Raw genomic sequence first — 25,237 nt, 5'->3', positions numbered from 1 at the left:
ACTCCGACCTGGCCATCGGCACCCGGCTGGCCGGCTCCTCCCGCGTGGTGCGCGGGGCCAAGCGCGAGTTCATCTCCCGCAGCTACAACCTGCTGCTGCGCGGCACCCTGGCCACCCACGTCTCCGACGCCCAGTGCGGCTTCAAGGCCATCAGTGCCGACGTCGCCGCCCGCCTGCTCCCCCTGGTCGAGGACACCGGCTGGTTCTTCGACACCGAACTGCTCGTCCTCGCCGAGCGCGCCGGGCTGCGCATCGCCGAGGTACCCGTGGACTGGGTCGACGACCCCGACAGCCGGGTGCACATCGTCTCCACCGCCCGCGCCGACCTCGCCGGCATCGTGCGCATGTGGCGGGCCTTCACCACCGGCCGGCTGCCCCTGGCCGACCTGCGCGCCCAGATCGGCCGCGGCCCCCTCGTCGAACCCACCCTCGACGGCGTCCCCCACGGCCTGGTCGGCCAGCTGGTCCGCTTCGCCGCCATCGGCGCGGTCTCCACCCTGGCCTACCTCGCCCTCTTCGCGCTGCTCCGGGCGGGCCTGGACGCGCAGGCCGCGAACCTGGTGGCGCTGCTGGTCACGGCGGTGGCCAACACCGCCGCGAACCGGCGCTTCACCTTCGGCCGGCGCGGGCGGGACGGCGCCGTCCTCGCCCAGGGCCAGGGCCTGCTGGTGTTCGCCCTCGGCCTGGTGCTGACCAGCGGCAGCCTCGGCCTGCTGCACGCCACCATCTCCGACCCCGGCACCGGGGTGGAGCTCACCGTCCTGGTTGCGGCCAACGCGGCGGCGACCGTCCTGCGGTTCCTCCTCCTTCGCCACTGGGTCTTCCGCAGCCGTACCACCACGCCCGTCCTCACCGCCCACCTCGATCTGGAGACCACTCGATGACCGCCCTCGCGGATGCCCCGACCCCTCTGCGCACCGAGCGCCCCGCGCCCCGCCCGTGGACCCGCCTGCGGCGCGGACCGGCCGGCGACCCGCGGTGGGTGCGGCCCTCGCTGCTGACCCTGCTGGCCGCCACCGGTCTGCTGTACCTGTGGGACCTGTCGGCCTCCGGCTGGGCCAACGCCTTCTACGCCGCCGCGGTGCAGGCGGGCTCGGAGAGCTGGACGGCGTTCTTCTACGGCTCCTCCGACGCGGCCAACTCCATCACGGTGGACAAGCCGCCGGCATCGCTGTGGGTCATGGAGATCGCCGTGCGGCTGTTCGGGCTCAGCTCCTGGTCGCTGCTGGTGCCGCAGGCGCTGATGGGCGTGGCCACCGTGGGCGTGGTGTACCTGGCCGTGCGCCGGGTCGCCGGGGCCGGGGCGGGCCTGCTCGCCGGGACGGCCATGGCGCTGACCCCGGTCGCGGTCCTCATGTTCCGGTTCGACAACCCCGACGCCCTGCTGGTCCTGCTGCTCACGCTGGCGGCCTACCTCCTGACCCGAGCACTGCAGTCCGGGCGGCGGGCCACGCTGGTCGGCGTCGGGGTCCTGATCGGCTTCGCGTTCCTGACCAAGACCCTCCAGGCGTTCCTGGTCGTCCCCGGCTTCGCCCTGGTCTGGCTCGCCTGTGCTCCCACGACCTTCCGCAGGCGGGTAGTCGACCTGCTCCTCGCCGGGCTGGCCATGGTCGTGGCCGGCGGCTGGTGGGTCGCCGTCGTCGAGCTGGTGCCCGCGGAGTACCGCCCCTACATCGGCGGCTCGCAGACCAACTCGGTGTGGGAGCTCATCTGGGGCTACAACGGCCTGGGTCGCCTCACCGGCGACGAGACCGGGTCGGTCGGCGGCGGGGCAGGCGGCGGGTGGGGCGCCACGGGCCTGGGCCGGATGTTCGACGCCGAGCAGGGCGGTCAGATCGCCTGGCTGCTGCCCGCCGCGCTGGTGCTCGCCGTCGCCGGGCTGGTGGTCGTCGGACGGGCAACGCGCGCCGACGCCCGCCGGTCGGCGCTGCTGGTGTGGGTCAGCTGGCTGCTGGTCACCGGGCTGACCTTCTCCTTCATGGCCGGCATCTTCCACGCCTACTACACCGTCGCCCTCGCCCCGGCGGTCGCCGCGACCGTCGGCATCGGGGGGTCGCTGGTGTGGTCCCGACGCGGGTCCAGGTGGGCCCGGGGCGTCCTCGCGGCCACCGCGGCCGGCACCGGGGTGTGGGCGTGGGTGCTGCTGGGCCGGTCGGCGGACTTCCTGCCGTGGCTGGCGCCGGTCGTGCTGGGCGCCTCCCTGCTGGCTGCGCTGGGCCTGCTCGTAGTGCACCGGGCGCGGCGGGCCGTCGTCGGCGGCGTGCTGGGCCTGGCCGTCGTCGCCGCACTCGCCGGTCCGGCGGCCTACGCCGCGCAGACGGCAGGGACGGCGCACACCGGGTCGATCGTCACCGCCGGACCGACGGTGGCCGGCGGCTCCGGGTTCCCGGGCGGTGGCGGCGGGGCCGGGTTCCCCGGGGGACAGGGCGCGCCCGGCGGGGGACAGGGCGTACCCGGTGGCCAGGCCCCGGCCGGTGCCGGACCCGGCGGCCAGGCCCCGACCGGTGCGGGACCCGGCGGCCAGGCCCCGACCGGTGCGGGACCCGGTGGCCAGGGCGGTGCGGGCCGCGGCACCGACGGCACGGGTGGCGGGATGAGCGGCCTGCTCGACGCTGCCGACCCCGGCACCGAGGTGGTCGCAGCGCTGTCGGAGGACGCTTCGTCCTACACCTGGGTCGCAGCCGCCGTCGGGTCGCAGAGCGCGGCCGGCTACCAGCTGGCCACGGAGCAACCCGTCATGGCGATCGGGGGCTTCAACGGGACTGATCCCTCGCCGACCCTGGCGGAGTTCCAGCAGTACGTCGCCGACGGCGAGATCCACTGGTTCATCGCCGGCGGGGGGGCCGGGGGCACGGGCGGCAGCGGCTCGTCCACCTCGTCGGAGATCGCGGCCTGGGTCGAGGAGACCTTCACCTCGACCACCGTCGACGGTGTCACCCTCTACGACCTCACCGCGCCGCAGGCCTGACGCCGTCCGGGCCCGGCACAGGAGGCGGGCCGTCCACGACGGACGGCCCGTCTCCTGCTGCGCGGCTCGGGACCGGGGGTTCACCGAGAGGCACAACCAGCCCCTGGGCCGTCCACGGCGGGCGCGCAGTGAGCGCGGGCAGGTTGGCCACCATGGACGCCACCGCTCCCTCCGACCAGCTCGCCCGACCGGACGGCAGTCCGTTGCGGGTGCTCGTCGTCGACGACGAACCCTCCATCGTCGAGCTGCTCCACCTCGCCCTCCGGTACGAGGGCTGGGACGTCACGACCGCCGCCGACGGCGCCGAGGCCCTGCGGGCGGCCCGGGAGACCCGGCCGGACGCGGTCCTCCTGGACGTGATGCTGCCCGACATGGACGGCCTGCAGGTCCTGGCCCGACTGCGCGCGGACCTGCCGCACGTCCCGGTGATCTTCCTGACCGCCAAGGACGCCGTCGAGGACCGCGTCGCCGGGCTGGCCGCCGGCGGCGACGACTACGTCACCAAGCCCTTCGTCCTGGAGGAGGTGACCGCCCGGCTGCGCAGCCTGGTACGACGCACTCTCCGGGGGCTCGAGGACGGGCTGCTGGTCGTCGGGGACCTGGTCCTGGACGAGGAGACGCACGAGGTCACGCGCGGCGGGGACGACGTCGTCCTCACCGCGACCGAGTTCGAGCTGCTGCGGTTCCTGATGCGCCACCCCGGGCGGGTGCTGTCGAAGGTCCTGATCCTGGACCGCGTCTGGTCCTACGACGTCGGCGGCCAGGGCAACGTGGTGGAGCTCTCCATCTCCTGCCTGCGCCGCAAGATCGACGTCGGGCGTGCCCCGATGATCCACACGCTGCGCGGCGCCGGCTACGTGCTGCGGCCCGGGCGGCCGTGACGGCCCGCGCGGCCGGCAGTCTCCGCCGCCGTCTGCTCGTGGGCCTCGCCCCGCTGGTCGTCCTGGCCGGCGCCCTGACGGTCCCGGTCGGCGACGCGGGGAGCTCCCTGGTCACCGTGGCCGCGGTCAGCTCGCTCGACGGCAGGGCGATGACCGCCTCGGACACCTCCGGTGCCGGTTCGACCGACGTCCTGGCCGAGGCCGAGCAGATCGCCGCCGCCGCGGGCGGCTCCGTCGCGGTGACGGTGCTCGACGACGACTGAGGCACCGTGCTGGCCTCCGCCGACGCGACGACGCCGGTGTACACGGCGTCCCTCGTCAAGCTGCTGGTGGTGCACCAGATCCTGGTGCAGGCCGAGGCCGGGGAGCTGGTCCTCACCTCCGGAGACCTACAGCTGATGCAGGCCGCGATCGAGGCCTCGGACGACGACGCGATGAACCAGCTGTGGGTCGGGTTCGACGGCGACGCACTGGTTAAGAGCGCCGTGGACACCTTCGACCTGACCGGGACCGCACCGCCGACGGAGGCCGGGCAGTGGGGGCAGACCACCACCACCGCAGCCGACTACGCCACCGTCCTGGCCACCTACGCCGGCTCCCTCACCGACAGCGGTGCGGACCTGCTCACCGGCTGGCTGCAGTCCATCACCGCCACCGCTGCGGACGGGTTCGACCAGACCTTCGGGCTGCTCTCCCTGGACCTCGACCAGGTCGCGGCCAAGCAGGGATGGATGTGCTGCCTGGACGACACGCGGTGGCTGCACTCCGCCGGGCTGATGGCGGACGGGACGGTGGTCGTCCTGCTCGGCACCTTCCCCGAGTCGACCAGCTGGACCGAGGCGGGCACCGCGCTCGACGCCGCCGCAGCCGCTGTGCTCAGCGGCACCTGAGGGGGCGGGCCCGCCCCGGCTCGCTGACCCCGCTCGTCGTGGTGGTGCGGCTGCAGATCCTGCACTCCTCGGACCGCCGAAGTCCGTCCACCTGCGTTCGCTCCGTGGTCACCCACCGATCCACCCCGGACGCCGTGGCCTGACGTGGGGTGGCGGGCCCCGCACCACATCCCGAGGGGGCCGCCCGGCGCTGTGCAGCCGGGCGGTCCTCGGGTCCCCGATGTCCGTGCAGCAACCGGTGGAGCGACGCGGGCCGCAGACGACCACCGCACGCGGACGATCGGGGTCGACAGGTCGCAGGTCCACACCCGATCACCCGACGGGTGAGAACCCGGTCACGGGCGGGTCGCCCGAACCGGGCCGTCCTCCCAGCCGGTGCGGCGAGGGGACGACCCGGCCGCCGCGCTCACGCGGCGGCGGTGATGCGCTGACGGACCTGCGCGACGAGGGCCGGAGGGACCTCGGTGAGGCCGTGGTCGAGCTCGGCGTGGGCGGCGACCTGGGCGAGGATCGCGTCGTCGTCGGTGGCGGTGAACGTGCGGCCGCAGCCGGGGACGACGTCCCCGCAGGCGAAGCTCTTCATCGGGACTGCTCCTTCTTGGGTCGTGCCGGACCTCGTGGGGTCTCCGCGAGGGGTCTGTGGGTGCTCAGCGCTGCGCGCTGTCGTGCTGCTCGGCCAGGCGGGTCAGCAGGTGCTCGACGCGGACGATCCCGATGACGGCACCGATGTCGTCGACGCACACGACGGGGTCGAAGCGGGTGTCCGCCGGTCGGGTGGCGACCCGGCGGGCCAGTTCGGCGGTGCCGGCGGACGCCGGTACCCGCAGGGACACCGGTGCGGTGCGGTGGCCGACGGCGTCGTGGGCCCGCCGCAACGGCAGCAGCAGCTGGACGGGGTGGCCGTGGGCGTCGACGCGGACGGCGACGTCGGTACCGGGCGCAGGCGCGCCGTCGGGAACCAGCGGGACGCGTTCGAGCAGGCCGGCGACGTTCTCGTGCAGCTGCCCGCGCAGGTGCACCTGGCGCAGGCGCGCGGCGACCGACGGGTCCAGGGTGGTCCAGGGCGGGGCCGGCCGGCCGAGCAGGAAGCCCTGGGCCAGCGGGACGCCGAGGCGGGAGAAGGCCTCCATCTCGCCCCAGGTCTCCACGCCCTCGGCCAGCAGCCAGGCGTCGATGCGGGCGCCGAACTCGCCCAGCAGCTGGGCCAGCGCGAGCTTGACCGGGTCGCGGTCGGCGTCGGACACCAGGGCTCGGTCGAGCTTGATCAGCTGCGGCCGGACGGCGGTCAGCTGCTGCAGCCCGGAGTACCCGGAGCCGGCGTCGTCCAGGGCCATCAACGCCCCGCGGTCGCGCAGCCGGTCCTGCACGTCCAGCAGCGGTCGCAGGTCGGCGACGTCCTGGTGCTCGGTGAGCTCGAGCACCAGCGGGGCCAGGTCCCCGGCGGACAGCAGCAGGTCGGCCAGTTCCGGCTCGGGCAGCAGGTGCGGGCTGACGTTGACGGTGAGGAAGCAGTTGGGCGGCAGGTCGGGGCGCAGCTGCAGGCACCGTCGGACGACCATGGCCTCGACGCGGGCGCCCATCCCGGCGGCGTCGGCGGCGGCGAACCAGCGGTCGGGGGTGGCCGGGCTGGGTGAGCCGTCGGCTGCGGTGAACCGGGCGAGGGTCTCGTAGCCGGCGACGACGCCGCGGGCGACGTCCACGATGGGCTGGAACACCAGCCGCAGCGCACCCGGGTCGGTGACCAGGCGGTCCAGCTCGGCCGCCCAGTCAACGTCGGCGGGTGCAGCGGGAGCCGCGAGGGGGACGCTCATGCACTGGAGGTCGGCGCGAGCCGGTCCCGGTTCCAGTCGGTGGACCACGAGGTGCCCCCGCCGGGTGAGGCGCGGCTGGCGTCCGGGGCGTGCGCACAGCAGCAGCGAGGTCGATCAGCGCTGGTCGGCGCACCACGTGCGTGCGGGGCGGCGGCGGTCCGTCCGGGCGACGACGAGGCGTGGGGGACGGTGCGGGCGGCGACGGGGCGCCCCGGGGTCAGCAGCACCTCAGCGCCGGGTGGCGCCGCGAGCCGGGGTGCGGCCTGCGCCGGGCTGCTGACCCCCGGCTGCGCCGGGGGCGCCGATGCCCTGGAGCTCGGGCTGGACGCCGGTGCTGCGGTGCTCGTGGGAGACCCAGATGCTCTCGGGGTGGGTGTCGGTGCCGGCGGTGACGTCCTCGGCGGTGCGCAGCTTGGCGACCTTGTGGATGAGCACGCCGAAGCCGACCTTGGCCAGCACGTCGGCGGCGGAGTAGGCCAGCTGCATGCCGACGAACCAGGACGGGGTGACGTCGACGAACACCGGGACGGCGTAGACCAGGGGGTACACCCCGAAGGTGCCCAGCAGCACGATGCTGGCGTTGCGCAGGCTGGTGAACGCCTCCGGCGACATCGAGGACCGCGAGGCCCGGACGGCGCCGACGAGGGCGAGGTAGAGGTAGAGGTAGAAGACCGAGGAGATGACCCCCCAGACCACCAGGCCGCTGGTGGAGCGGCCCTGGGCGACGACCTGGGAGCCGAGGAAGCCGGTGACGATCATCAGGAACGCGGCGGCCATGGTGGTGAACCGGGTCCTGCGGGCGCGGGCGCCGGCCAGGGAGCAGACGGCCAGCAGCTCGGCGGTGAGCAGCGGCACGGTGACCGTCCAGTCGGTGTAGCGGGGGTAGAGCGTGGCCCGGGCCGGTTCGCCGGGGACGTAGACGCCGTCGGAGAGGGTGAAGCCGGTGTCCCACCTGATGACCAGGACGACGTAGGAGGCGGTCGCCACGCCGGCGATGCACATGCCGGCCAGCACCGCGGGCCGGTACCGCACGCCCACCTCCGAGGCGGAGCGCCAGGAGTGGAGGAAGTAGGCGAACAGCGCGAAGCAGGCGCCGGCGATCGCGTAGGAGACCAGGTCGTACTGACCCGTGGTCAGGGTCTGCAGCTCGGGTGCGGGCGTGTCGAAGGGCACGGAGGTCTCCAGGGGGAGGTCGACCGCCGGTCGGCACGGACCCCGACCAGCGGCTGCAGCCGACGACGGGGCCGGTTCAGCAGGGGCGCACTGGTTGGGCGCGGCAGGCGACTACCCGCGCGGGGGAGTCCCAACCGGCCGTCCCCGGCGGGCGCCCGCTCGGGTCCAGGGGTGCAGCGTCGTCCGGGGTGGTAGGCCCTGCGGGACCGCCCGACCGATCACCGGGGCGTGGTGGCACCCCGCGACGGACCGGACCAGCGGGCCTCCACCCGGCTGCGCAGGTGGGCGGGGATCATGCACCGCTGGACCGGTCACGGATGATGGGCTGCCGGGACCACCTGCAGAGAGGACGACGTGGACGACGCCGCGGAGCGCATGCCCGTCGATGCGCGCGAGGCCGAGCTGCTCCGTGGTGAGCTGGCCATCGGCGCCGCGGGCATCGGCACCTTCGACTGGGACCTCGTGTCCGGGCGGCTGGACTGGGACGACCGGCTGATCGAGATGTTCGGCTACGACCCCGGAACCTTCAGCAGCACCATCACCGGGTTCAACGACCGCCTGCACCCCGACGACCTGGACCGCGTGGCCGCGGACCTGCGGGCCGCGATCGACACCGGCGTCGACTTCGCCTCGGTCTACCGGGTGGTGCTGCCCAGCGGGGACACCCGGTGGGTGTCCGCGCGCGGTCGCCGGCTGTGCGACGCCGACGGGCGACCGGTCCGGCTGCTGGGCGCGGCCTACGACATCACCAGCCAGCGGGACAGCGAGCAGGCCGTGGGGCGGGTGCTGGAGACGATGCCGGCCGGCTTCTACTCCCTGGACCGGCAGTGGCGTTTCACCCACCTGAACGCCTCCGCCGAGAGGGTCCTGCTCCGCAGCCGCGACGACCTGCTGGGCCGGGTGATCTGGGAGGAGTTCCCGGCCACCGTCGGCTCGGAGTTCGAGGACAGCTACCGGCGCGCCGTGGTCACCGGGCGGCCGGTCACCTTCCCCGCCTACTACCCCCCGCCGCTGGACGGCTGGTACGAGGTCAACGCCTGGCCCACCCCCGACGGGCTGTCGGTGTACTTCCTCGACGTCACCGACCGCCACCACGACCAGCAGCAGGCCGAGGCGGCCCGAGCACGCCAGGCACTGCAGGCCGCGGTGACCGAGCAGTTGACCGGCACCATGCAGGCCGACCACGCCGTCGCCCTGCTGGCCCGACTCGTCGTCCCGGAGCTGGCCGACTTCTGCATCGTCACCCTCGTCGACGACACCTTCACCCCCGATTCCCGCCGGGGAGTGCGGGACGTCGGCTGGTGGCACCGGGACGAGGCCGCGCGGCCCCTGCTGGACGCCTACGGGCAAGTCAGGATCTCCTCGCTGCGGGACCAGGCCTTCGTCTTCCGCGCCCTACGGTCCGGGCAGCCGGTGGTCGTCGAGCGCGACGCCACGGCAGCCATCCGTGCGGTCCTGGTGGAGGGCCCGGCGCAGGACCTGATCACCGAGCTCGCCCCGGGGTCCTTCGTCGCGCTGCCGCTGCGGGGGAGGGGGCGCACGGTCGGCCTGCTGTCGCTGTTCAACGGCCCGGACCGCGGCGGGGCAGGGCCACTGGACCTGGCGTCGGCCACCGAGGTCGCGGCGCGGGCGGGTCTGGCGCTGGACAACGCCCGCCTGTACAGGCAGCAGCGCGACCTGGCCGTGCACCTGCAGCGCAGCTTCCTCACCGCCCCACCCGAACCCGACCACTCCGAGATCGTCGTCCGCTACCTCCCCGCCACCGCTTCGGCCGCGGTCGGCGGGGACTGGTACGACGCGTTCATGCAGCCCGACGGGGCCACCGTGCTGGTCATCGGCGACGTCGCCGGCCACGACACCGCCGCGGCCGCTGCCATGGGCCAGCTGCGCAGCATGCTGCGCGGGATCGCGGCCTCCGACGACTCCGTCACCCCCGCCGGTGTCCTGCGGCGGGTGGACCGGGCCCTGGCGCAGCTGGACCTGCGCACCATGGCCACCGCCGTCGTCGCCCGGTTGGAGCAGGACCTCGAGGAGCGCGGACGAGGCGTGACCCGCCTGCGCTGGTCCAACGCCGGGCACCTGCCCCCGCTGGTCATCGACGCAGACGGCCACGTCGCGCCCATCCCCGAGTGGCGGGCCGAGATGCTGCTGGGTGTCGACGAGGACACGTCCCGGACCGACACCGTGACCGTCCTCGAACGCGGCGCCACCGTGCTGCTCTACACCGACGGGCTGGTGGAGCGCCGCGACTCCGACCTGGACACCGGCATCGAGCGGCTGCGCGCGGCCGTGGCCGAGCTGGCGCACCTGCCGCTGCGAGAACTCTGCGACGCCGTCGTGCACCGGCTGGTCGACGGGCACCCCGACGACGACGTCGCCCTGGTCGCCATCCGCCTGCACCGGCAGGACCGGCCCCGCCCCGCCGAGGCGGGACCCCGGCGGCTGCCCGACCCCGTCCCGGACGAGCCGTGACCGGCCTCCCGGGCCACACCGGCGGTGCCGGGTGGTGCGCCGAGGACTCATCCGTCACCGACCGGGGTAGTACCGGGCGGAGCCGTTCCGCCTCCTGGTCGGCCCGCACCGAGCCGCAGGCAGTGAGGATGGACGGTGCCGCACCTGGACCACCCGCCGTCGCACGTCGACCGCAGCGCCACCGGTGACCGCGGTGCACCGGGCTTCCGCCACGACGCCCTGGTCTACGAGGACGCGGAACAGCTCGCCGCCGTGGCCGCTCCGTGGCTGCTGGAGGGCCTGTCCGCCGGGGATGCCGCCCTGGTCGCGGCCGGACCCGGGGTCACCGAGGTCCTGCGGGACGCCACCGGCGGCGACCCCCGGGTGATGGTGGTCGAGCGGCACGCCCTCTACCGGGCGCGCACGCCGACGGCGATCACGGCCTTCCGCCGGTTCGCCGAGGAGCACGCAGCGCCGGGTCGGCGGGTCCGGGTGTGGGGGAGACCGACTACGGCACCGCCCCGGCCGACTGGCGGGAGTGGCAGGCCTACGAGGCCGTCATCAACGACGCCTTCGCGCCCTTCCCGCTGTGGGGCCTGTGCGTCTTCGACGCGGCCCTCCCCGAGCCGGTCCTGGCATCGGTCCAGCGGACGCACCCGCAGCTGGTCACCACCTCGGGCCGCTCCGCCAACGCCGACTTCGCCGACCCCGCCACCTACCTGCGGGCGTTGCCGGTCCCCGACGAGCCGCTCGAGGACACGCCTCCGCTGCTGGTCGACGACGACATCAGCGACTACGCCGGCCTGCGCCACGCCGTCCGCGGGCTCCTGGGGAGCCTGGCGGGGCCGCGGGAGGTGCTGGAGGACTTCCTCCTGGCGGTCGACGAGATGACCTCCAACGCCGTGCGGCACGGCCGGCCACCGGCAGGCCTGCGGCTGTGGGTCGGCGACGACCGGGTCGTGTGCACCATCCGCGACTCCGGCACCGGCCTGGACGACCCGTTCGCCGGCTACGGACCCGCGCACGGGGAGGACCTGTCCCACGGCGGGATGGGGCTGTGGCTGGCCCGGCAACTGTGCGACCACGTCGTCATCCGCCGCGACGACCACGGCGTCCGCGTCCGGTTGTCCACCAGCCTGCGCTGAGCGGAGGTCGCCGGGGGAGACCGCGGGTGCGGTAGGAAGGCCCGGAGGGCACGGGTCGCGGAGGAGGCGCATGAACACCTACGACGTCGTCGTGGTGGGTGTCGGGTCGATGGGCGGGGCCGCCTGCCGCACCCTGGCCGGCCGCGGTGCGCGCGTGCTGGGCCTGGAGACCTTCGCCCCGGGGCACGACCAGGGCTCCGCGCACGGGGGCACCCGGATCATCCGGCAGTCCTACTTCGAGGACCCGGCCTACGTCCCGCTGCTGCGCCGGGCCTACGCCGGGTTCCGGGAGCTGGAGGAGGAGTCCGGCCGGTCGCTGGTGCGCATGTGCGGCGGCATCTACATCGGCGACCCGGCGTCACCGACCTTCGCCGGGTCGCGGGCGGCCGCCGTCGAGCACGGGCTCGCCCACGAGGTGCTGACCGCGGCGGAGGTCCGCGAACGCTTCCCCACGATGCACCCCGCCGACGACGCGATGGCGGTGTACGAGGCCGAGGCCGGCTACGTGCGCCCCGAGGAGACCGTGGTCGCGCAGGCCGAGGTCGCCGCCCGCGCGGGTGCGGACCTGCGGTTCGGCGAGCGGGTGCGGTCGTGGTCGGCCACACCCGGCGGCGGCGTCGAGGTGGTCACCGACCAGGGCCGCTACGGGGCCGACCGCCTGGTCCTCACCCCCGGCGCCTGGGCACCGCAGCTGCTCGGGTCCCTGCGGCTGCCGCTGCGGGTCGAGCGGATGGTCTTCCACTGGTTCACCCCGGACTCCACCGCCGTCCCGCTGGCTGCCTGGGACCAGGACCGGCACCCGGTCTACATCGAGCAGACCCACGGCAACGAGCAGATCTACGGGTTCCCCATGACCGACGGCCCGGCGGGCGGGTTCAAGCTGGGGTTCTTCCGGGTGGGGACGCCGACCGACCCCGACGCCGTGGACCGGGTGGTCCGCGAGGAGGAGAACGACGCGGTGCTGGCCCGCGCGAGGCAGCTCTTCCCGCACCTGGGCCGACCGGTCGTGCAGGCGAAGACCTGCCTGTACACGATCACCCCCGACGAGCACTTCGTCGTCGGGCGCCACCCCGAGCACGAGCAGGTGGCCATCGGCTGCGGCTTCAGCGGGCACGGCTTCAAGTTCGTCCCGGTGATGGGGGAGGTCCTGGCCGACCTCGCCCAGCACGGCACGACGCCGCACCCGGTCGACCTGTTCGACCCCACCCGTCCGGCACTGCGCCCAGCTGCCGGGTGACGCCGCTCAGGCCGCCCGCGCGGCGCCGGCGGCCGACGTCGACCACAGCCGGGCGGCGAGGGCGTCGTTCTGGTGGAAGAACGGGGCGTCGGTGCCCGGGCGGGCGAAGGCGGCGACCTGGGCGCCCGAGGTCCAGAACCCGACCGCCGCGACCCGCTCGGACGGCTCGCCGTCGGCACCGACCAGCCGGTGGCGGGCGTCGACATGCAGCCGGCCGCCCCTCTCCGCCGCCGCGCCCCGGCGCAGCAGCGCGGTCAGCAACGGGTCGGTGGTGGCGCCCAGGTCGACGTCGGGCACCCGCGCCTCGACCAGCGCGGTCGCCGCCACCACCTCGTCGGTGCTGGCCGAGCGGGCGACCCAGCGGCCGGCCTCCAGGGTGACGACGGTGTCGGCGCCGGTGAACCGGACGACGCCGGCCTCGCTGAGCGCGAGCAGCTCCCGCAGCCGCGGGGACGGCGGCCCGCTGGCCAGGTAGCTGAACAGGTTCATCCACCAGCCGCTGACGTCCTCGCGCTCGCTGCGCTCGGTGAGCCGCCCGGCGCGCACCAGGCCAGCGACCACGGCGTGGGTGAACAGCAGTGCGGTGAACACCGCCTGGTCCTGGCTGTACGCCGGGTCGGCGGCGCGGGCGAGGTCGGCGCGGACGTGGTCGCGGACCCACCCCTGCAGCGCCTCGCCGTCGGCGAACCGGCGCCCGGCCAGCGGGCGGTCCAGCGCCGCGAGGTCGAAGCGGTCGGCGGGGTCGGGGACGGCCTCGGCCCACAGCGACGTGGCGTCCTCGGTGGCGTCGTACCGGGCGGCGAACTCCTTCCACGGCATCCGGGTCCGCTCCGGGTGCGCGCGGAACAGCTCCGCGGCGGCCACCCGGCCCAGCTCCCGGGCGACGACCGGCGCCAGGTCGGCGCGCAGGTCGACCGGCCGGTCGCCGAAGCGGGCCCGCAGCGCGTCGGGGGTGAGGTAGGTCAGCGGCACCGGCGGCCCGGCCCACGGGTAGCCGAGCTTGGCCCGGTAGGGCACGCCGCGGCGGGAGCCGACGTGCAGCACCGGCTCGCGGCCGCTGGGCCGGTAGACCAGGGCGCCGTCGACCTCGTCGAAGCGGCCGCCGCGACCGCCGGTGAGCAGGGTGACCAGGTCGACGAAGGCCAGACCGGCCCCGCGGACCAGCACGTCCTCGCCCGGCTGCAGCACGTCGAGGTCCAGGTCGGCGGTGTAGCCGGTGGGCACGTGGGTGAGCCCGGCCGCGCGGGCGGCCTGCCCGAGCGCCTGCTCGCCCGCGCCGGGCTCGCGGTCCAGGTGGCCCTGGGCGAGCACCACGACGTCGGCGTCCAGCCGGCCGCCGCCGGCGAGCCGGACCCGGACGCCGTCCGGGTGCTCGTCGACGTCGACCACCCGGTCGGTGTGCCGGTGCAGGGTCAGCCCCGGGGCGGCGGCCAGCCCTTCGAGCACCCAGGACAGGTAGGCGTTGACCAGCGTGCGTGGCGGGAAGCTCTCCGGGTCCAGCGGGACGCCGGTGCGCAGCGCCCACTCCGACAGCGTCGTCCCGGGGCCGACCGGGCCGGCCACGGTGGAGGAGGCGTCGGGCAGCACGGTGATGTCCCGGGCCAGTGAGTTGGCCCACAGGAGCTCGGACTGGGCGGTCCGCCAGATGCGGCCACCACCCGCCGGGTGCGGGTCCACGAGGTGCACCTGCAGGGGGCGGCCGGCGGCGTGCGCGAGCAGCCGGTCGAGGACGCCGACGGCGGTGGGGCCGGCGCCGACGAGGACGGCGGTGAGGGTGGACGTGCTGGTCACGGGCGTGCTCCGGAGCTGGTGCGGGCGGGGGCGCGGGGGTTCAGCGGCCCCGGCACAGCGCGCTGCCGGTCCGGCGCAGGTCGACGTGCCGGCGGCGGACCAACGGGTGGGCGGGCATCGCGGACCTCCTTCCTCGGACGGGCTCACGGCCCATTCTCCACCAAGTCGATCGGATTTGACGTACAGGCCTGCTCGGTTCTACGGTCCCGCACAGGTCCTGAGCGCCAGCGACAAGCCCCGGCTCGCTGGCCGGCAACCCTCCGCTGCGGTGGGGTGCCCCGGGTGACGACCTGGCGACGGCGTCCGTCCGTCGCAAGTGCAGCCCCGCCTCCGGGTGGGGGACGAGGAGACCGGCATGGACACGCACCCGACCGCACCGCGGTCCGCGGCGCTGCCTGCCCTCCTCCTGGTCGGTCGGCCGGTCATCGACCTGGTCCGTACCGACAGCGCGCTCTGTCGCTGACCTGTTCCCAGGTCCCACCCCCGGACGACGCCATCCCCGGGGGACCTCTCGTGATCCCCGGAGTCCCCGCATGCCCCGATCCCTGCTGCCCGGCGCCGACCTGCGGGTCGTCGTCGTGCACCCCGACGACCCGCTGGCCGCGCCGCTGTTCGCGGAGCTCGCCGTCGAGTACGACCAGCGCTACGGCGACCTGTTCGGCGGCGCCGCGCAGGAGCTGACCCGCTACCCGGCCGAGCTGTTCGTCGACCCGCACGGCGCGTTCGTGCTGCTGCTCGAGGACGGTGCCGCCGTCGCGGGCGGTGCGTTCATGCCGCACGCCGACCCCGGCACCGTCGAGGTCAAGCGGATGTGGACCGCGGCCACCCACCGCCGCCGCGGCTTGGCCCGCCGCGTGCTGCACGAGCTGGAGACCCTGGCCGCCGCCCGCGGCCACCGCCGCGTCTTCCTGACCACCGGGCCGCGGCAGCCCGAGGCCCGCGACCTCTACCTGGCCGCCGGCTACACACCGCTGTTCGACGGTCCCCGCCCCACCGACCTGGCCACGCTGCGCACCCTCCCGGTCGCCCAGCGCATCTACCCGTTCACCAAGGACCTGCCATGACCCTGCTGGACAACCGCCCCGCCACGGCATCGCACCCCTACGAGGGCCTGCGGGTGGTCAAGGCCCGCCACCCCGGGCGCTGGGCGGCCACCGCCGTCGTCGCCGTCCTGCTGGCCATGGTGGCCAACTCGCTGATCACCAACCCGCGGTGGGAGTGGGGTGTCGTCTGGGCCTACCTGGGCGAGGTCTCGATCGTCGAGGGCGTCTGGATGACGATCAAGCTGACGCTGATCACCGCCGTCCTCGGCTTCGCGCTGGGCACCGTGCTGGCGCTCATGCGGCTCTCGCAGTCACCGCTGCTGCGCGCGGTGAGCTGGGGCTACACCTGGGTGTTCCGCTCGGTGCCGCTGATCCTGCAGCTGCTGCTCTGGTACAACCTCGCCTACCTGTACCAGACCCTGGACGTCGGCATCCCGTTCGGGCCGTCGTTCGCGAGCTTCGAGACGCTGTCGCTGATCGACAAGTTCGGCGCCGCGATCCTGGGCCTGGGCCTGCACCAGGCCGCCTACTCCGCGGAGATCGTGCGGGCCGGCATCCTCTCGGTCGACCAGGGCCAGCACGAGGCGGCGGCGAGCCTCGGCATCCCGCGCCGCCGGCAGTCGACCCGCATCGTGCTGCCGCAGGCGATGCGCACCATCGTGCCGACGGCGGTCAACGAGGTGATCGGCCTGTTCAAGGGCACCTCGATCGTCTACGTGCTGGCGCTGGGCGAGCTGTTCTACACCGTCAGCGTCATCTACGGCCGCACCCAGCGGGTGCTCCCGATGCTGGTGGTCGCCGCGATCTGGTACGTCGTCCTGACCACCGTGGTGACGGTCATCCAGTTCTACGTCGAGCGGTACTACGCCCGCGGCGCGGTCCGCACGCTGCCACCCACACCGCTGCAACGGCTGCGCGGCAACCTGACCGCCGGCCTCGCGCGGGTGCGGCCCACCTCCGGCTCCACCTCCGACCGCGACCCGGTGACCCGGTGACCGCCGTGGACACCCGCCCGGGGCGGGTCGAGGTGCACGGCGTGCACAAGAGCTTCGGCGCGCACGAGGTGCTGCACGGCGTCGACCTCGTCGTGGAACCCGGCAGCGTGACGGTCATCCTCGGGCCGTCGGGCTCGGGCAAGTCGACGCTGCTGCGCAGCATCAACCACCTGGAGACCGTCGACCGCGGCTACGTCGCGCTGGACGGCGAGCTGGTCGGCTACCGGCGCAGGGGCGACGTGCTGCACGAGCTCAAGGAGCGCGACCTGCTCCGCCAGCGCACCCGGTTCGGGTTCGTGTTCCAGTCCTTCAACCTGTTCCCGCACCTCACCGCGCTGGAGAACGTCGTCGAGGCGCCGGTCTCCGCGCAGGGGCGCAACCGGCGCGAGGTGGAGGCCGAGGCCCGCGAGCTGCTGGCCCGGGTGGGGCTGGCCGACAAGGCCGGCGCGCACCCCCGGCAGCTGTCGGGCGGGCAGCAGCAGCGGGTGGCGATCGCCCGCGCGCTGGCCATGAAGCCCGCCGTCCTGCTGTTCGACGAGCCCACCTCGGCGCTGGACCCCGAGCTGGTCGGCGAGGTGCTGTCGGTGATCACCGACCTGGCCCGCACCGGCACCACGATGATCGTGGTCACCCACGAGATCGGCTTCGCCCGGCAGGCAGCCGACCGGATCGTCTTCATGGACTCCGGCCGCGTCGTCGAGCAGGGCACCCCGGCGCAGGTCCTCGACGACCCGCAGCACGAGAGGACCAAGGCCTTCCTGGCCAAGGTCCTCTGACCCCCACCCCCCCAGACCCGGACGGCGCGACCGCGCCGCCCGTCGATGAAGCACGCCCAGAAGAGGAAGCACATCCGTGACTGCACACCTGCGACGCAGCACCGTCGCACTGTCCCTGGCCACCGCCGCACTCCTGGCCCTCGGGGCGTGCAGCAGCAGCGCCGAGATCGAGGAGGAGGCCAGGACGGCGGACCCCGGCACCTCGGCGACCGCCATCTCGGTGGACACCAGCCCCGACCAGGACCGCATCCACTCCACGCTCGACCCCGACGCGGCGGCGCTGCTGCCGCCCGGCGCGTTCGACGACGGCGTGCTGCGGGTCTCGGTCACCCAGGGCGCGGTGCCGCTGGCCTTCTACGCCGACGACAACAGCACGGTCATCGGCAGCGAGACCGACCTGGCCACCATCTTCGGCGACGCACTGGGCCTGCAGGTCGAGTTCGTGGTCAACGACTGGTCGAACTGGCCGCTGTCGGTGCAGTCCGGCGACGTCGACGCCGTCATCTCCAACGTGACGGTCACCGAGGAGCGCAAGCAGCTCTACGACTTCGCCACCTACCGCTCCGACGTCCTGGGCTGGCTGGTGCAGGCCGACTCCGGGCTGTCCATCTCCTCCGCGCCCGACATCGCCGGCCTCACCGTCGGGGTGTCGTCGGGCACCAACCAGGAGCAGATCCTGCTGGCCTGGAACCGGGAGAACGTCGACGCGGGCCTGGACCCGGTGACGATCGACTACTACCAGAGCTACAACGACGCCGTCCTGGCCCTGCAGTCCGGGCGCCTGGACGCCTACGTCGGGCCCAACCCCACCGCGGCCTACAGCGCGGCGACCTCGCCGCAGGACTTCGCGGTCGCCGGCACCACCAGCGGCGGCTGGCCGGCCACCGCCGACATCGCGGTGACCACGGTCAAGGGCAACGGCTACGCGCAGGCCTTCCAGGCCGCCATCGACCACACCATCGCCGACGGCAGCTACGCCCAGGTGCTGGCCCGCTGGGGCCTGTCCGCCGAGGCCGTCGACACCTCCCAGCTCAACCCCGCGGGCCTGGGCTCGTGACCACCGAGAGGACGACCGTGCACCGCATCCGCCTGTCCCACCTCATCAGCGCCCTGCCGCTGGCCGCCGTCCTGCTGCTGACCTCCTGCACCAGCTCGGCCGAGATCGAGGCCGAGGCGCGCGCCTCGGACGCACCGGCCGACACCGCCCTGGTGGTGGACACCTCCCCGGAGCAGGCCGACCGGGTGCGCACCGACGAGGACCCGGACGCCGCCGCACTGGTGCCGGCCGACGTCGCCGAGGACGGCGTGCTGCGGATCGGCGTGAACGGCGCCGGCGACCCGCCCCTGGGCTTCCTCGCCGACGACAACAGCACGGTCGTGGGCAGCGAGGTCGACATCGCCCAGCTGGTCGCCGACGGCCTGGGTCTGCAGCTCGAGGTGGTCAACACGACCTGGGAGGCGTGGCCGCTGGGCGTGCAGTCCGGTGACCTGGAGGCGGTGTTCTCCAACGTGGGCGTGAACGCCGAGCGGCTGCAGCTGTTCGACTTCGCCACCTACCGGCAGGGGATCATGGCCTTCGTCGCGGCCCCCGACAGCGGGCTCGCGATCGACGGCGCCGAGGGCATCTCGGGCCTGTCGGTGGGGGTGGGGTCGGGCACCAACCAGGAGCGCATCCTGCTCGACTGGAACGCCCAGCTGGAGGCCGAGGGCGAGGCCCCGGCGACGCTGGAGTACTACGTGAGCGCCGCCGACGCGCTGTTGGCGATCCAGTCCGGCCGGCTGGACACCTACATCGGGCCCAACCCGAACGCGGTGTACCAGGAGTCGGTCGGGGACGTCGAGGTCGTGGGCACGGTGAACGCCGGCTGGCCGAACACCACCTACGTGGCGGCGACGACGCTGAAGGGCAACGGGCTGGCGGAGGCGATCCAGGCCTCGCTGCAGCACGCCTTCGACGACGGCACCTACGCCGAGACCCTGGCGCGCTGGGGCCTGTCCGACGAGGCCGTGGACGCCCCCGAGCTCAACCCCGCGGTCGCCTCCTGACCCGGCGTTGATCAGGGAGGTTGATCGAACTCCGTCCTCCTGCGCCAGATCTGGCGCAGGAGGACGGAGGTGGACCAGGGGACCTGATCAACGCTGGGCGGGCGGGGGCTCGACGCGGGCGAGCCAGCGGGTGAGGATCCCCTCCAGCGCGGCGCGGTCGGCGGGGTCGAGGTCGGTGAGCAACCGGGCCTCGTTGGCCATGTGGTCGGCGAAGGCGGCGTCCACCACCCGCCGTCCGGCGTCGGTCAGGCTGACCACCCGGCCGCGCCCGTCGCCGTCGTCCCGGGTGCGGCGGACCAGCCCGTCGCGCTCGAGCCGGTCCAGCCGCTTGCTCATCGCCCCGGTGGTGACCATCGTGTGCGCGGCCAGCTCACCCGGCGCCCGCGAGAAGGGCGGCCCGGACCGGCGCAGGGTGGCCAGGACGTCGAACTCGCCCTCGCCCAACCCGTGCCGGCGGTAGACGACCACCAACTGCTCGGTGAGGTGCCCGGCGAGCCGGTGCAGCCGACCGATCACCCCCTGCGGGGAGACGTCGACATCGGGGCGCTCCCGTGCCCACTCGGCCTGGATCTGCGCGACTCGGTCCACGCCCTCGACAATACCTTCCACGGAAGGCATTGTGTCTTCCGTGGAAGACACTTCGCGCTGGTCGCTCGTCACCGCCGTCGCGCCGGTCGCCTGGGGCTCGACCTACGTGGTCACCCACCACGTGCTGCCCGCCGACCAGCCGCTCACCGGTGCCGCCCTGCGGGCCCTGCCGGCCGGGCTGCTGCTGCTCGCGCTGGCCCGCCGGCTGCCCCGCGGCGCCTGGTGGTGGCGCTCGGCGGTGCTCGGGGTGCTGGACGTCGGCCTGTTCTTCCTGCTGGTCTACCAGAGCGCCCAGCTGCTGCCCTCGGCGATCGCCGCCACGGTCATGGCCACCTCGCCGGTCGCGTTGACCCTGCTGGCCTGGGCGCTGCTCGGCCAGCACCCGGCGCCGGCACACCTCGTCGGCGGGGTGGTCGGCGTCCTCGGGGTGGGCCTGCTGCTGCTCGGCGACGCCGCGGGGGTCGACCCGCTCGGGGTGGCCTGCGCGGTGGCGGCGATGGTGTCGTCGTCCGTGGGGTTTGTGCTGGCGCGCCGGTGGAGCGACGGCACCGACCTGGTGGCCACGACGTCGTGGCAGCTGCTGGCCGGGGGTGCGGCGCTCGCGGTCGGAGCGTGGGTGACCGGCGACGGGTGGCCACCGGTCGACGTCCCCACCCTGCTGGGGTTCGGCTACGTCACCGTGGTGGCGACGGCGCTGGCCTTCGTCTGCTGGTTCGCCGGCCTCGCGCACCTGCCCACCGGCACCGTGGGCCTCGTGGGGCTGCTCAACCCGCTCACCGGCGTCGCGCTGGGCTGCCTGGTCGTCGGGGAGGTGCTGGGCCTGCGGCAGTGGGCGGGCCTCGCGCTGGTGCTGGCCGGGATCGGGCTCGGCCAGCACCAGCGGTCGGTCAGAGCGCGGCGCGGGTCCAGTCGCTCGAGTACTCCAGCCCGGAGCGCTGGAAGAGCTGGGTGACCGGGCAGCGGCGCTCGGTCTCGGCCTGCAGCTTCGCGAAGGTGTCCTCGTCGGCGTCGGTCTGCACGGTGGCCCGCACGGTGACGGCGTCGAAGTTCGCGTTGCCCTCCTCGCCGCCGACCATGACGGCGGTGTCCAGGTCGCCCTGCACGTCGAAGGTCCAGGCGCCGAGGGTGACCCCGAGCTCCTTGGCCACGATCGAGGCGGTGATCTGGTTGCAGGAGGTCAGCGCGCCGAGCACGTAGGACAGCGGGCTGGGCTTGGCGTCCGCGCCGCCGAAGGCCGGGTAGGTGTCGACGTCGAAGACGTGGCCGGCGTCGCCGCCGACGGTGACGGTCTGACCGACGCCGGTCCCCTCCGCGTGGTTGGTGAAGGGGACGACGCTCGCCTTGGGCCGGGTGGCCATGGATGGATCTCCTCGGGTTGGAAGGTCGGTGCTCCGCCGGGGTTCGGCGGGGGCCTCGGGTGCGGTTCAGCGAGCCGGGACGGGCCCGCAACCGGCGCCGCGGGCGGCGGCGTCGGCGGTCGGGCGGGGGTCGTCCACCGGCTGGTGCCGGCCGTCGACCACCGCGTAGGCGGTGCCCGGTCCGTCGGCGACGAACCGGGTGATCGCGCTCACCAGCCGGTCGACGTCGTCGGAGGTGGTGCCGACGCCGACGCTGGCCCGCAGCGCGCCGCCGGTGACGCCGAGCCGGGCGAGCAGCGGGTGCGCGCAGAACCGGCCGTCGCGGACGCCGATGCCGTGCTCGGCCGACAGGTACGCCGCGACCAGCCCCGGGTCGGCGCCGTCGAGGGTGAAGGAGACGACGCCGGTCGGGTCGACCGAGTCGGACCAGATGCGCAGCAGCCGCACGCCCGCGACGCCGGTCAGCCCCTCGACCAGGCGGGTGCGCAGCGCGCGCTCGTGGTCCTCCAGCTCGCCCGGTGCCAGCGCGGACAGCGCGTCGCAGGCGGCGGCCAGCGCGACGGCGCCCAGCACGTTCGGCGAGCCGCCCTCGTGCCGGTGCGGCGCGGCCACCCAGGTGGTCGCGTCGAGGTCGACCTGGCCGACCGCGCCGCCGCCGGGCAGGTAGGGCCGGCCGGTGTCCAGCCAGTCGCGGCGGCCGACCAGCGCGCCGGTGCCGAACGGCGCGTAGAGCTTGTGCCCGGAGAAGGCGACCCAGTCGGCGCCGGTGTCGGCGAGGGAGAACCGGCGGTGGGGGACCAGCTGGGCGCCGTCGACGACCAGCAGCGCGCCGTGGGTGTGCGCCAGGTCGGCCACCTGCCGCAGCGGCAGCGACTCCCCGGTCACGTTGGAGGCGCCGGTGACCGCGACGAGCACGTAGCGGCGGGCGGCCAGCGCGTCGGCGAGCACCTCCAGCGTCCCCGCGACGGTCGGGGCGGCGACGAGGACGTCGCACAGCTCGCGGGAGCGCTGCTGCCAGGGCAGCAGGTCCGCGTGGTGCTCGACGTCCAGCACCAGGACGGCGCCGTCGGCCGGCAGGCAGCCGGCCAGCAGCGACAGGCTGTCGGTGGTGGTGCGGGTGAGCACGCAGACGTCGTCGTCGCGGGCGCCGACGAAGGCGGCCACGGTGTCGCGGGCGGACTCGTAGCGGGCGGTGGAGACCTGCGAGAGGTAGCCGGCGCCGCGGTGCACGCTGGCGTAGCCCGGCAACGCCTCGGCGACCGCGGCGGCGACCGACGCCAGGGCGGGGGCGCTGGCGGCGACGTCGAGGTTGGCGTAGTCGACCGTGCCACCGGTGACGAGGGGGACCTGCGCGCCGAGGGTGGGCAGCAGAGCGGTGGGGCGGCGGTGGAGGACGGCGGGATCCGGGCGCAGGGCGGGGAACGCGGCGGTCATGTCGGTGCACTCCTGGAGGTCCAGGGCCCGTGGGGGCCCGCGCTTGCGGCTGCGCTGCGCAGCCGCCAGGTCGTCACCCGGAGCACCCCATCGCGGTGGAAGGGTTGCCGGCCAGCGAGCCGGGGCTTCGCGCTGGCACTCGTGACCTGCCGAGGACGCTAGCAGACAATCCCGATCGGCATGGTGGAGTAAGCGCGTGGAGATGCACTGGTTCCTGCCCACCCGAGGCGACGGCCGCGACGTCGGCCCGGCCACCACCGACCGCGGGCACAACGCCGCAGCGCTGCGCCGCCGGCCCACCCTGGACTACCTGGGCGCGGTGGCGCAGGCCGCCGAGCAGGCCGGGTTCGCCGCCGTCCTCACCCCGACCGGGTCGGGCTGCGAGGACGCCTGGGTGACCTGCGCGGCCCTGCTGGACCGCACGCAGCGGCTGCACTTCCTGGTGGCCTTCCGCCCCGGGTTCATCGCACCGGTGCTGGCCGCGCAGCAGGCGGCGAGCTTCCAGCGGCTGTCCGGCGGCCGGCTACGGCTGAACGTGGTGGCCGGCGGCGACCCGGTCGAGCAGCGCGCCTACGGCGACTTCGCCGACCACGACGCCCGCTACGCCCGGACGGCGGAGTTCCTCGAGGTGGTGCGCCGCTGCTTCGCCGGGGAGCGCTTCGACCTGGTCGGCGAGCACGTGCGGGTCGAGGGCGCCGGGCTGGTGGCCCCGCCCGACGTCGTCCCCCCGGTGTACCTCGGTGGGGCGTCGGGCCCGGCCGAGGACGTCGCCGCGCGCCACGTCGACACCTACCTGACCTGGGGCGAGCCGCCGTCGATGGTCCGCGAGCGGCTGGACCGGGTGCGGGACAAGGCAGCGGCGGAGGGGCGCACCGTCCGGTTCGGGATCCGGCTGCACGTGGTCAGCCGCGACACCCCCGAGCAGGCCTGGGCCGAGGCCGACCGGATGCTCGCCGGGATGCCCGCCGACGCGATCGCGGCCACCCAGGCGCGCTTCGCCCGGATGGACTCCGTCGGCCAGGCCCGGATGGCGTCGCTGCACGGCGGGTCGGCCGGGGACGGCGCCCGGTCGCTGGAGGTGGCGCCCAACCTGTGGGCCGGCATCGGGCTGGTCCGGGAGGGCGCGGCGACCGCCCTGGTGGGCAGCCACGAGCAGGTCGCCGCGCGCATCGCCGAGTACGCCGAGCTGGGGTTCGAGGAGTTCGTGCTGTCGGGCTACCCGCACCTCGAGGAGGCGTGGCGGGTCGGTGAGGAGGTGCTGCCCCTCCTCACCTGACCCCGCTCACGACGCGGCCGCGGAGGCCCCGTCCGTGTGCCGCAGCGGCAGGCCGAGGTGGTCGCGCAGCGTCGTCCCCTCGTAGTCGGCGCGGAAGACGCCCCGCTCCTGCAGCAGCGGCACCACCCGGTCGACGAACGGCGCCATCCCGCCCGGGGTGAGGTGCGGGACCAGGATGAAGCCGTCGCTGGCGTCGGCCTGCACGTAGCGGTCGATGGTGTCTGCGACCGTCTGCGGCGTGCCGATGAAGGACTGCCGGCCGGTCACCTCGACGATCAGCTCGCGGGTGGTCAGGCCCTCGGCCTCGGCCTTGGCCCGCCACTCGGCCGCCGTCGCCACCGGGTCGCGGTGCATGCGCACGCTGGCCCGGCCGCGGGCGATGGTGTTCTCCCCGACGACCGGGTCGACCGAGGGCAGTGGGCCGTCGGGGTCGTGGTCGGACAGGTCGCGGTTCCACAGCTGCTCGAGGAACTTGATCGCCGTCGCGGGGGAGACCTGGGCCAGGCGCACCTCCTGCGCGAGCTCCGCCGCCTCGTCCTCGGTGTCGCCGAGCACGAAGGTGGCCGCCGGCAGGATGAGCAGCTCGTCGCGGCTGCGGCCGAACTTCGGCAGCCGGCCCTTCACGTCGGCGTAGAAGGCCTGGCCGGCCTCCAGCGTGCTGTGCCGGGAGAAGATCGCGTCGGCGGAGGCGGCGGCGAAGTCGCGGCCCTCGTCGGAGTCGCCGGCCTGGAAGATGACCGGCCGGCCCTGCGGGCTGCGCGGCACGTCGAACTGGCCGGCGATGTCGAAGAACCGGTCGCGGTGGGCGAAGGCGCCCGGGTGCGGGTCGGCGAGGAACGTCCCGCTGTCCTTGTCCGCGACGACCTCGTCACCGCGCCAGGAGTCGAACAGCTCGGTGGCGGTCTGCAGGAACGACCTCGCCCGGTCGTACCGATCGCCCTGGGCGAGGAACCCGCCGCGGCGGAAGTTCTCGCCGGTGAACGCGTCCCAGGAGGTGACCACGTTCCAGGCGGCCCGGCCGCCGGAGAGGTGGTCCAGGCTGGCGAACTGCCGGGCCACCTCGTAGGGCTCGTTGAACGTGGAGTTGATGGTGCCGGTCAGCCCGATGCGGTCGGTGACGGCGGCCAGCGCCGCGAGCACGGTGAAGGTGTCGGGCCGGCCGACGACGTCGAGGTCGTAGATGCGGTCGTTCTGCTCGCGCAGCCGCAGGCCCTCGGCCAGGAAGATGAAGTCCAGCTTCCCGCGCTCGGCGACCTGGGCGAACTCGCGGAACGAGTCGAACTCGATGTGGCTCCCCGACGCCGGGTCGCTCCACACGGTGGTGTTGTTGACGCCGGGGAAGTGCGCGGCGAGGTGGATCTGCTTGGGCACGGC

The 25,237-nt window shown here is 74.6% G+C and carries 22 protein-coding genes, 1 pseudogene and 2 riboswitches; of the genes and pseudogenes, 15 read left to right on the top strand and 8 right to left on the bottom strand.

All coding sequences use genetic code 11. From position 1 onward, the window contains the following. From BM158_RS15850 to BM158_RS15830, 5 genes are all read left to right on the top strand, one after another. On the top strand, positions 1–884 hold an 884-nt coding region (locus BM158_RS15850), incomplete at its 5' end, for a GtrA family protein (RefSeq protein ID WP_091561044.1). Then, positions 881–2,968 carry an ArnT family glycosyltransferase gene (locus BM158_RS15845; protein ID WP_091561042.1) on the top strand — a complete coding sequence of 696 codons (2,088 nt, stop codon included), beginning with the start codon at positions 881–883 and terminating at the stop codon, positions 2,966–2,968. The genes BM158_RS15850 and BM158_RS15845, both read left to right, overlap by 4 nt. Before the next feature lie 152 nt (positions 2,969–3,120). Further along, on the top strand, positions 3,121–3,849 hold the full coding sequence (locus BM158_RS15840) for a response regulator transcription factor (protein WP_091561038.1): 729 nt from the start codon (positions 3,121–3,123) through the stop codon (positions 3,847–3,849). A gap of 38 nt (positions 3,850–3,887) precedes the next feature. After that, entirely contained in the window at positions 3,888–4,112 is a 225-nt protein-coding gene (locus tag BM158_RS15835; RefSeq protein ID WP_091561035.1) for a hypothetical protein, read from the top strand. A 6-nt stretch (positions 4,113–4,118) separates the two neighbouring features. Continuing rightward, positions 4,119–4,739, top strand: coding sequence for a serine hydrolase (locus tag BM158_RS15830; protein ID WP_091561031.1), 621 nt, complete (start codon positions 4,119–4,121; stop codon positions 4,737–4,739). Between the two features lie 406 nt (positions 4,740–5,145). On the opposite strand, the gene BM158_RS15825 is transcribed toward BM158_RS15830, so the two are convergent. From BM158_RS15825 to BM158_RS15815, 3 genes are all read right to left on the bottom strand, one after another. Next, a complete protein-coding gene (locus BM158_RS15825; protein ID WP_091561028.1) occupies positions 5,146–5,322 on the bottom strand; it encodes a DUF1059 domain-containing protein in 177 nt (58 codons plus the stop codon). 64 nt (positions 5,323–5,386) lie between these two features. Further along, on the bottom strand, positions 5,387–6,550 hold the full coding sequence (locus BM158_RS15820) for an EAL domain-containing protein (RefSeq protein WP_091561024.1): 1,164 nt from the start codon (positions 6,548–6,550) through the stop codon (positions 5,387–5,389). Positions 6,551–6,778: 228 nt separating this feature from the next. Beyond that, on the bottom strand, positions 6,779–7,723 hold the full coding sequence (locus BM158_RS15815; RefSeq protein ID WP_229827368.1) for a bacteriorhodopsin: 945 nt from the start codon (positions 7,721–7,723) through the stop codon (positions 6,779–6,781). A 354-nt stretch (positions 7,724–8,077) separates the two neighbouring features. Here BM158_RS15815 and BM158_RS15810 point away from each other — a divergent pair, with 354 nt between their 5' ends. The 3 genes and pseudogenes from BM158_RS15810 to solA all read left to right on the top strand — a co-directional run bounded on the left by BM158_RS15810 (position 8,078) and on the right by solA (position 12,556). Next, the gene (locus tag BM158_RS15810) at positions 8,078–10,195 is read left to right on the top strand and encodes a SpoIIE family protein phosphatase (protein WP_229827369.1); all 2,118 of its coding nucleotides are present in this window, start codon (positions 8,078–8,080) and stop codon (positions 10,193–10,195) included. Positions 10,196–10,330: 135 nt separating this feature from the next. After that, positions 10,331–11,319 (top strand): annotated as a pseudogene (locus tag BM158_RS15805) (anti-sigma factor RsbA family regulatory protein). A 70-nt stretch (positions 11,320–11,389) separates the two neighbouring features. Next, the gene (gene solA, locus BM158_RS15800; protein WP_091561017.1) at positions 11,390–12,556 is read left to right on the top strand and encodes an N-methyl-L-tryptophan oxidase; all 1,167 of its coding nucleotides are present in this window, start codon (positions 11,390–11,392) and stop codon (positions 12,554–12,556) included. 6 nt (positions 12,557–12,562) lie between these two features. Here solA and BM158_RS15795 read toward each other — a convergent pair whose 3' ends face one another. After that, positions 12,563–14,347: an FAD/NAD(P)-binding protein gene (locus BM158_RS15795; protein ID WP_091561014.1), complete on the bottom strand. Its 1,785-nt coding sequence runs from the start codon at positions 14,345–14,347 to the stop codon at positions 12,563–12,565. A gap of 213 nt (positions 14,348–14,560) precedes the next feature. Continuing rightward, a riboswitch (SAM riboswitch) is annotated at positions 14,561–14,672 on the top strand. A 208-nt stretch (positions 14,673–14,880) separates the two neighbouring features. On the opposite strand from BM158_RS15795, the gene BM158_RS15790 reads away from it, so the two are divergent. From BM158_RS15790 to BM158_RS15770, 5 genes are all read left to right on the top strand, one after another. Then, positions 14,881–15,411: a GNAT family N-acetyltransferase gene (locus BM158_RS15790; RefSeq protein WP_091561010.1), complete on the top strand. Its 531-nt coding sequence runs from the start codon at positions 14,881–14,883 to the stop codon at positions 15,409–15,411. Then, entirely contained in the window at positions 15,408–16,385 is a 978-nt protein-coding gene (locus BM158_RS15785) for an amino acid ABC transporter permease (RefSeq protein WP_091561006.1), read from the top strand. The genes BM158_RS15790 and BM158_RS15785 overlap by 4 nt, the downstream gene beginning before the upstream one ends. Then, positions 16,382–17,161: an amino acid ABC transporter ATP-binding protein gene (locus BM158_RS15780; RefSeq protein ID WP_091561003.1), complete on the top strand. Its 780-nt coding sequence runs from the start codon at positions 16,382–16,384 to the stop codon at positions 17,159–17,161. The genes BM158_RS15785 and BM158_RS15780 overlap by 4 nt, the downstream gene beginning before the upstream one ends. 76 nt (positions 17,162–17,237) lie before the next feature. After that, complete coding sequence (locus BM158_RS15775) at positions 17,238–18,218, top strand: ABC transporter substrate-binding protein (RefSeq protein ID WP_091560999.1); 981 nt, start codon at positions 17,238–17,240, stop codon at positions 18,216–18,218. Beyond that, the gene (locus tag BM158_RS15770) at positions 18,215–19,207 is read left to right on the top strand and encodes an ABC transporter substrate-binding protein (RefSeq protein ID WP_229827370.1); all 993 of its coding nucleotides are present in this window, start codon (positions 18,215–18,217) and stop codon (positions 19,205–19,207) included. The genes BM158_RS15775 and BM158_RS15770 overlap by 4 nt, the downstream gene beginning before the upstream one ends. An 87-nt stretch (positions 19,208–19,294) precedes the next feature. Here the strand turns inward: BM158_RS15770 and BM158_RS15765 are convergent, their stop codons facing one another. Continuing rightward, the gene (locus BM158_RS15765) at positions 19,295–19,795 is read right to left on the bottom strand and encodes a MarR family winged helix-turn-helix transcriptional regulator (protein WP_207506644.1); all 501 of its coding nucleotides are present in this window, start codon (positions 19,793–19,795) and stop codon (positions 19,295–19,297) included. A 40-nt stretch (positions 19,796–19,835) separates the two neighbouring features. Between BM158_RS15765 and BM158_RS15760 the strand changes: the two genes are divergently transcribed. Next, positions 19,836–20,747, top strand: a complete 912-nt coding sequence (locus BM158_RS15760; protein ID WP_091560993.1) for a DMT family transporter — start codon at positions 19,836–19,838, stop codon at positions 20,745–20,747. On the opposite strand, the gene BM158_RS15755 is transcribed toward BM158_RS15760, so the two are convergent. Together BM158_RS15755 and BM158_RS15750 are read right to left on the bottom strand one after the other, a co-directional pair. Beyond that, positions 20,683–21,153, bottom strand: coding sequence for an OsmC family protein (locus tag BM158_RS15755; RefSeq protein WP_091560989.1), 471 nt, complete (start codon positions 21,151–21,153; stop codon positions 20,683–20,685). The genes BM158_RS15760 and BM158_RS15755 overlap by 65 nt on opposite strands. Before the next feature lie 66 nt (positions 21,154–21,219). After that, on the bottom strand, positions 21,220–22,587 hold the full coding sequence (locus BM158_RS15750) for an aminotransferase class V-fold PLP-dependent enzyme (protein WP_091560987.1): 1,368 nt from the start codon (positions 22,585–22,587) through the stop codon (positions 21,220–21,222). 34 nt (positions 22,588–22,621) lie between these two features. Then, positions 22,622–22,734, bottom strand: a riboswitch (SAM riboswitch). Between the two features lie 55 nt (positions 22,735–22,789). On the opposite strand from BM158_RS15750, the gene BM158_RS15745 reads away from it, so the two are divergent. Then, positions 22,790–23,863: an LLM class flavin-dependent oxidoreductase gene (locus BM158_RS15745; protein WP_191328542.1), complete on the top strand. Its 1,074-nt coding sequence runs from the start codon at positions 22,790–22,792 to the stop codon at positions 23,861–23,863. A 6-nt stretch (positions 23,864–23,869) separates the two neighbouring features. On the opposite strand, the gene BM158_RS15740 is transcribed toward BM158_RS15745, so the two are convergent. Then, positions 23,870–25,234 (bottom strand): NtaA/DmoA family FMN-dependent monooxygenase, encoded by a 1,365-nt coding sequence (locus tag BM158_RS15740; protein ID WP_091560981.1) that lies wholly within the window; start codon positions 25,232–25,234, stop codon positions 23,870–23,872. Between the last annotated feature and the right edge of the window lie 3 nt (positions 25,235–25,237).

It is taken from the genome of Klenkia taihuensis, assembly GCF_900112525.1.
GTDB classification, from domain to species: Bacteria; Actinomycetota; Actinomycetes; order Mycobacteriales; family Geodermatophilaceae; genus Klenkia; species Klenkia taihuensis.
Note: the sequence above shows the minus strand (reverse complement) of the source record. Positions and strands in the feature narration are given on the sequence as shown.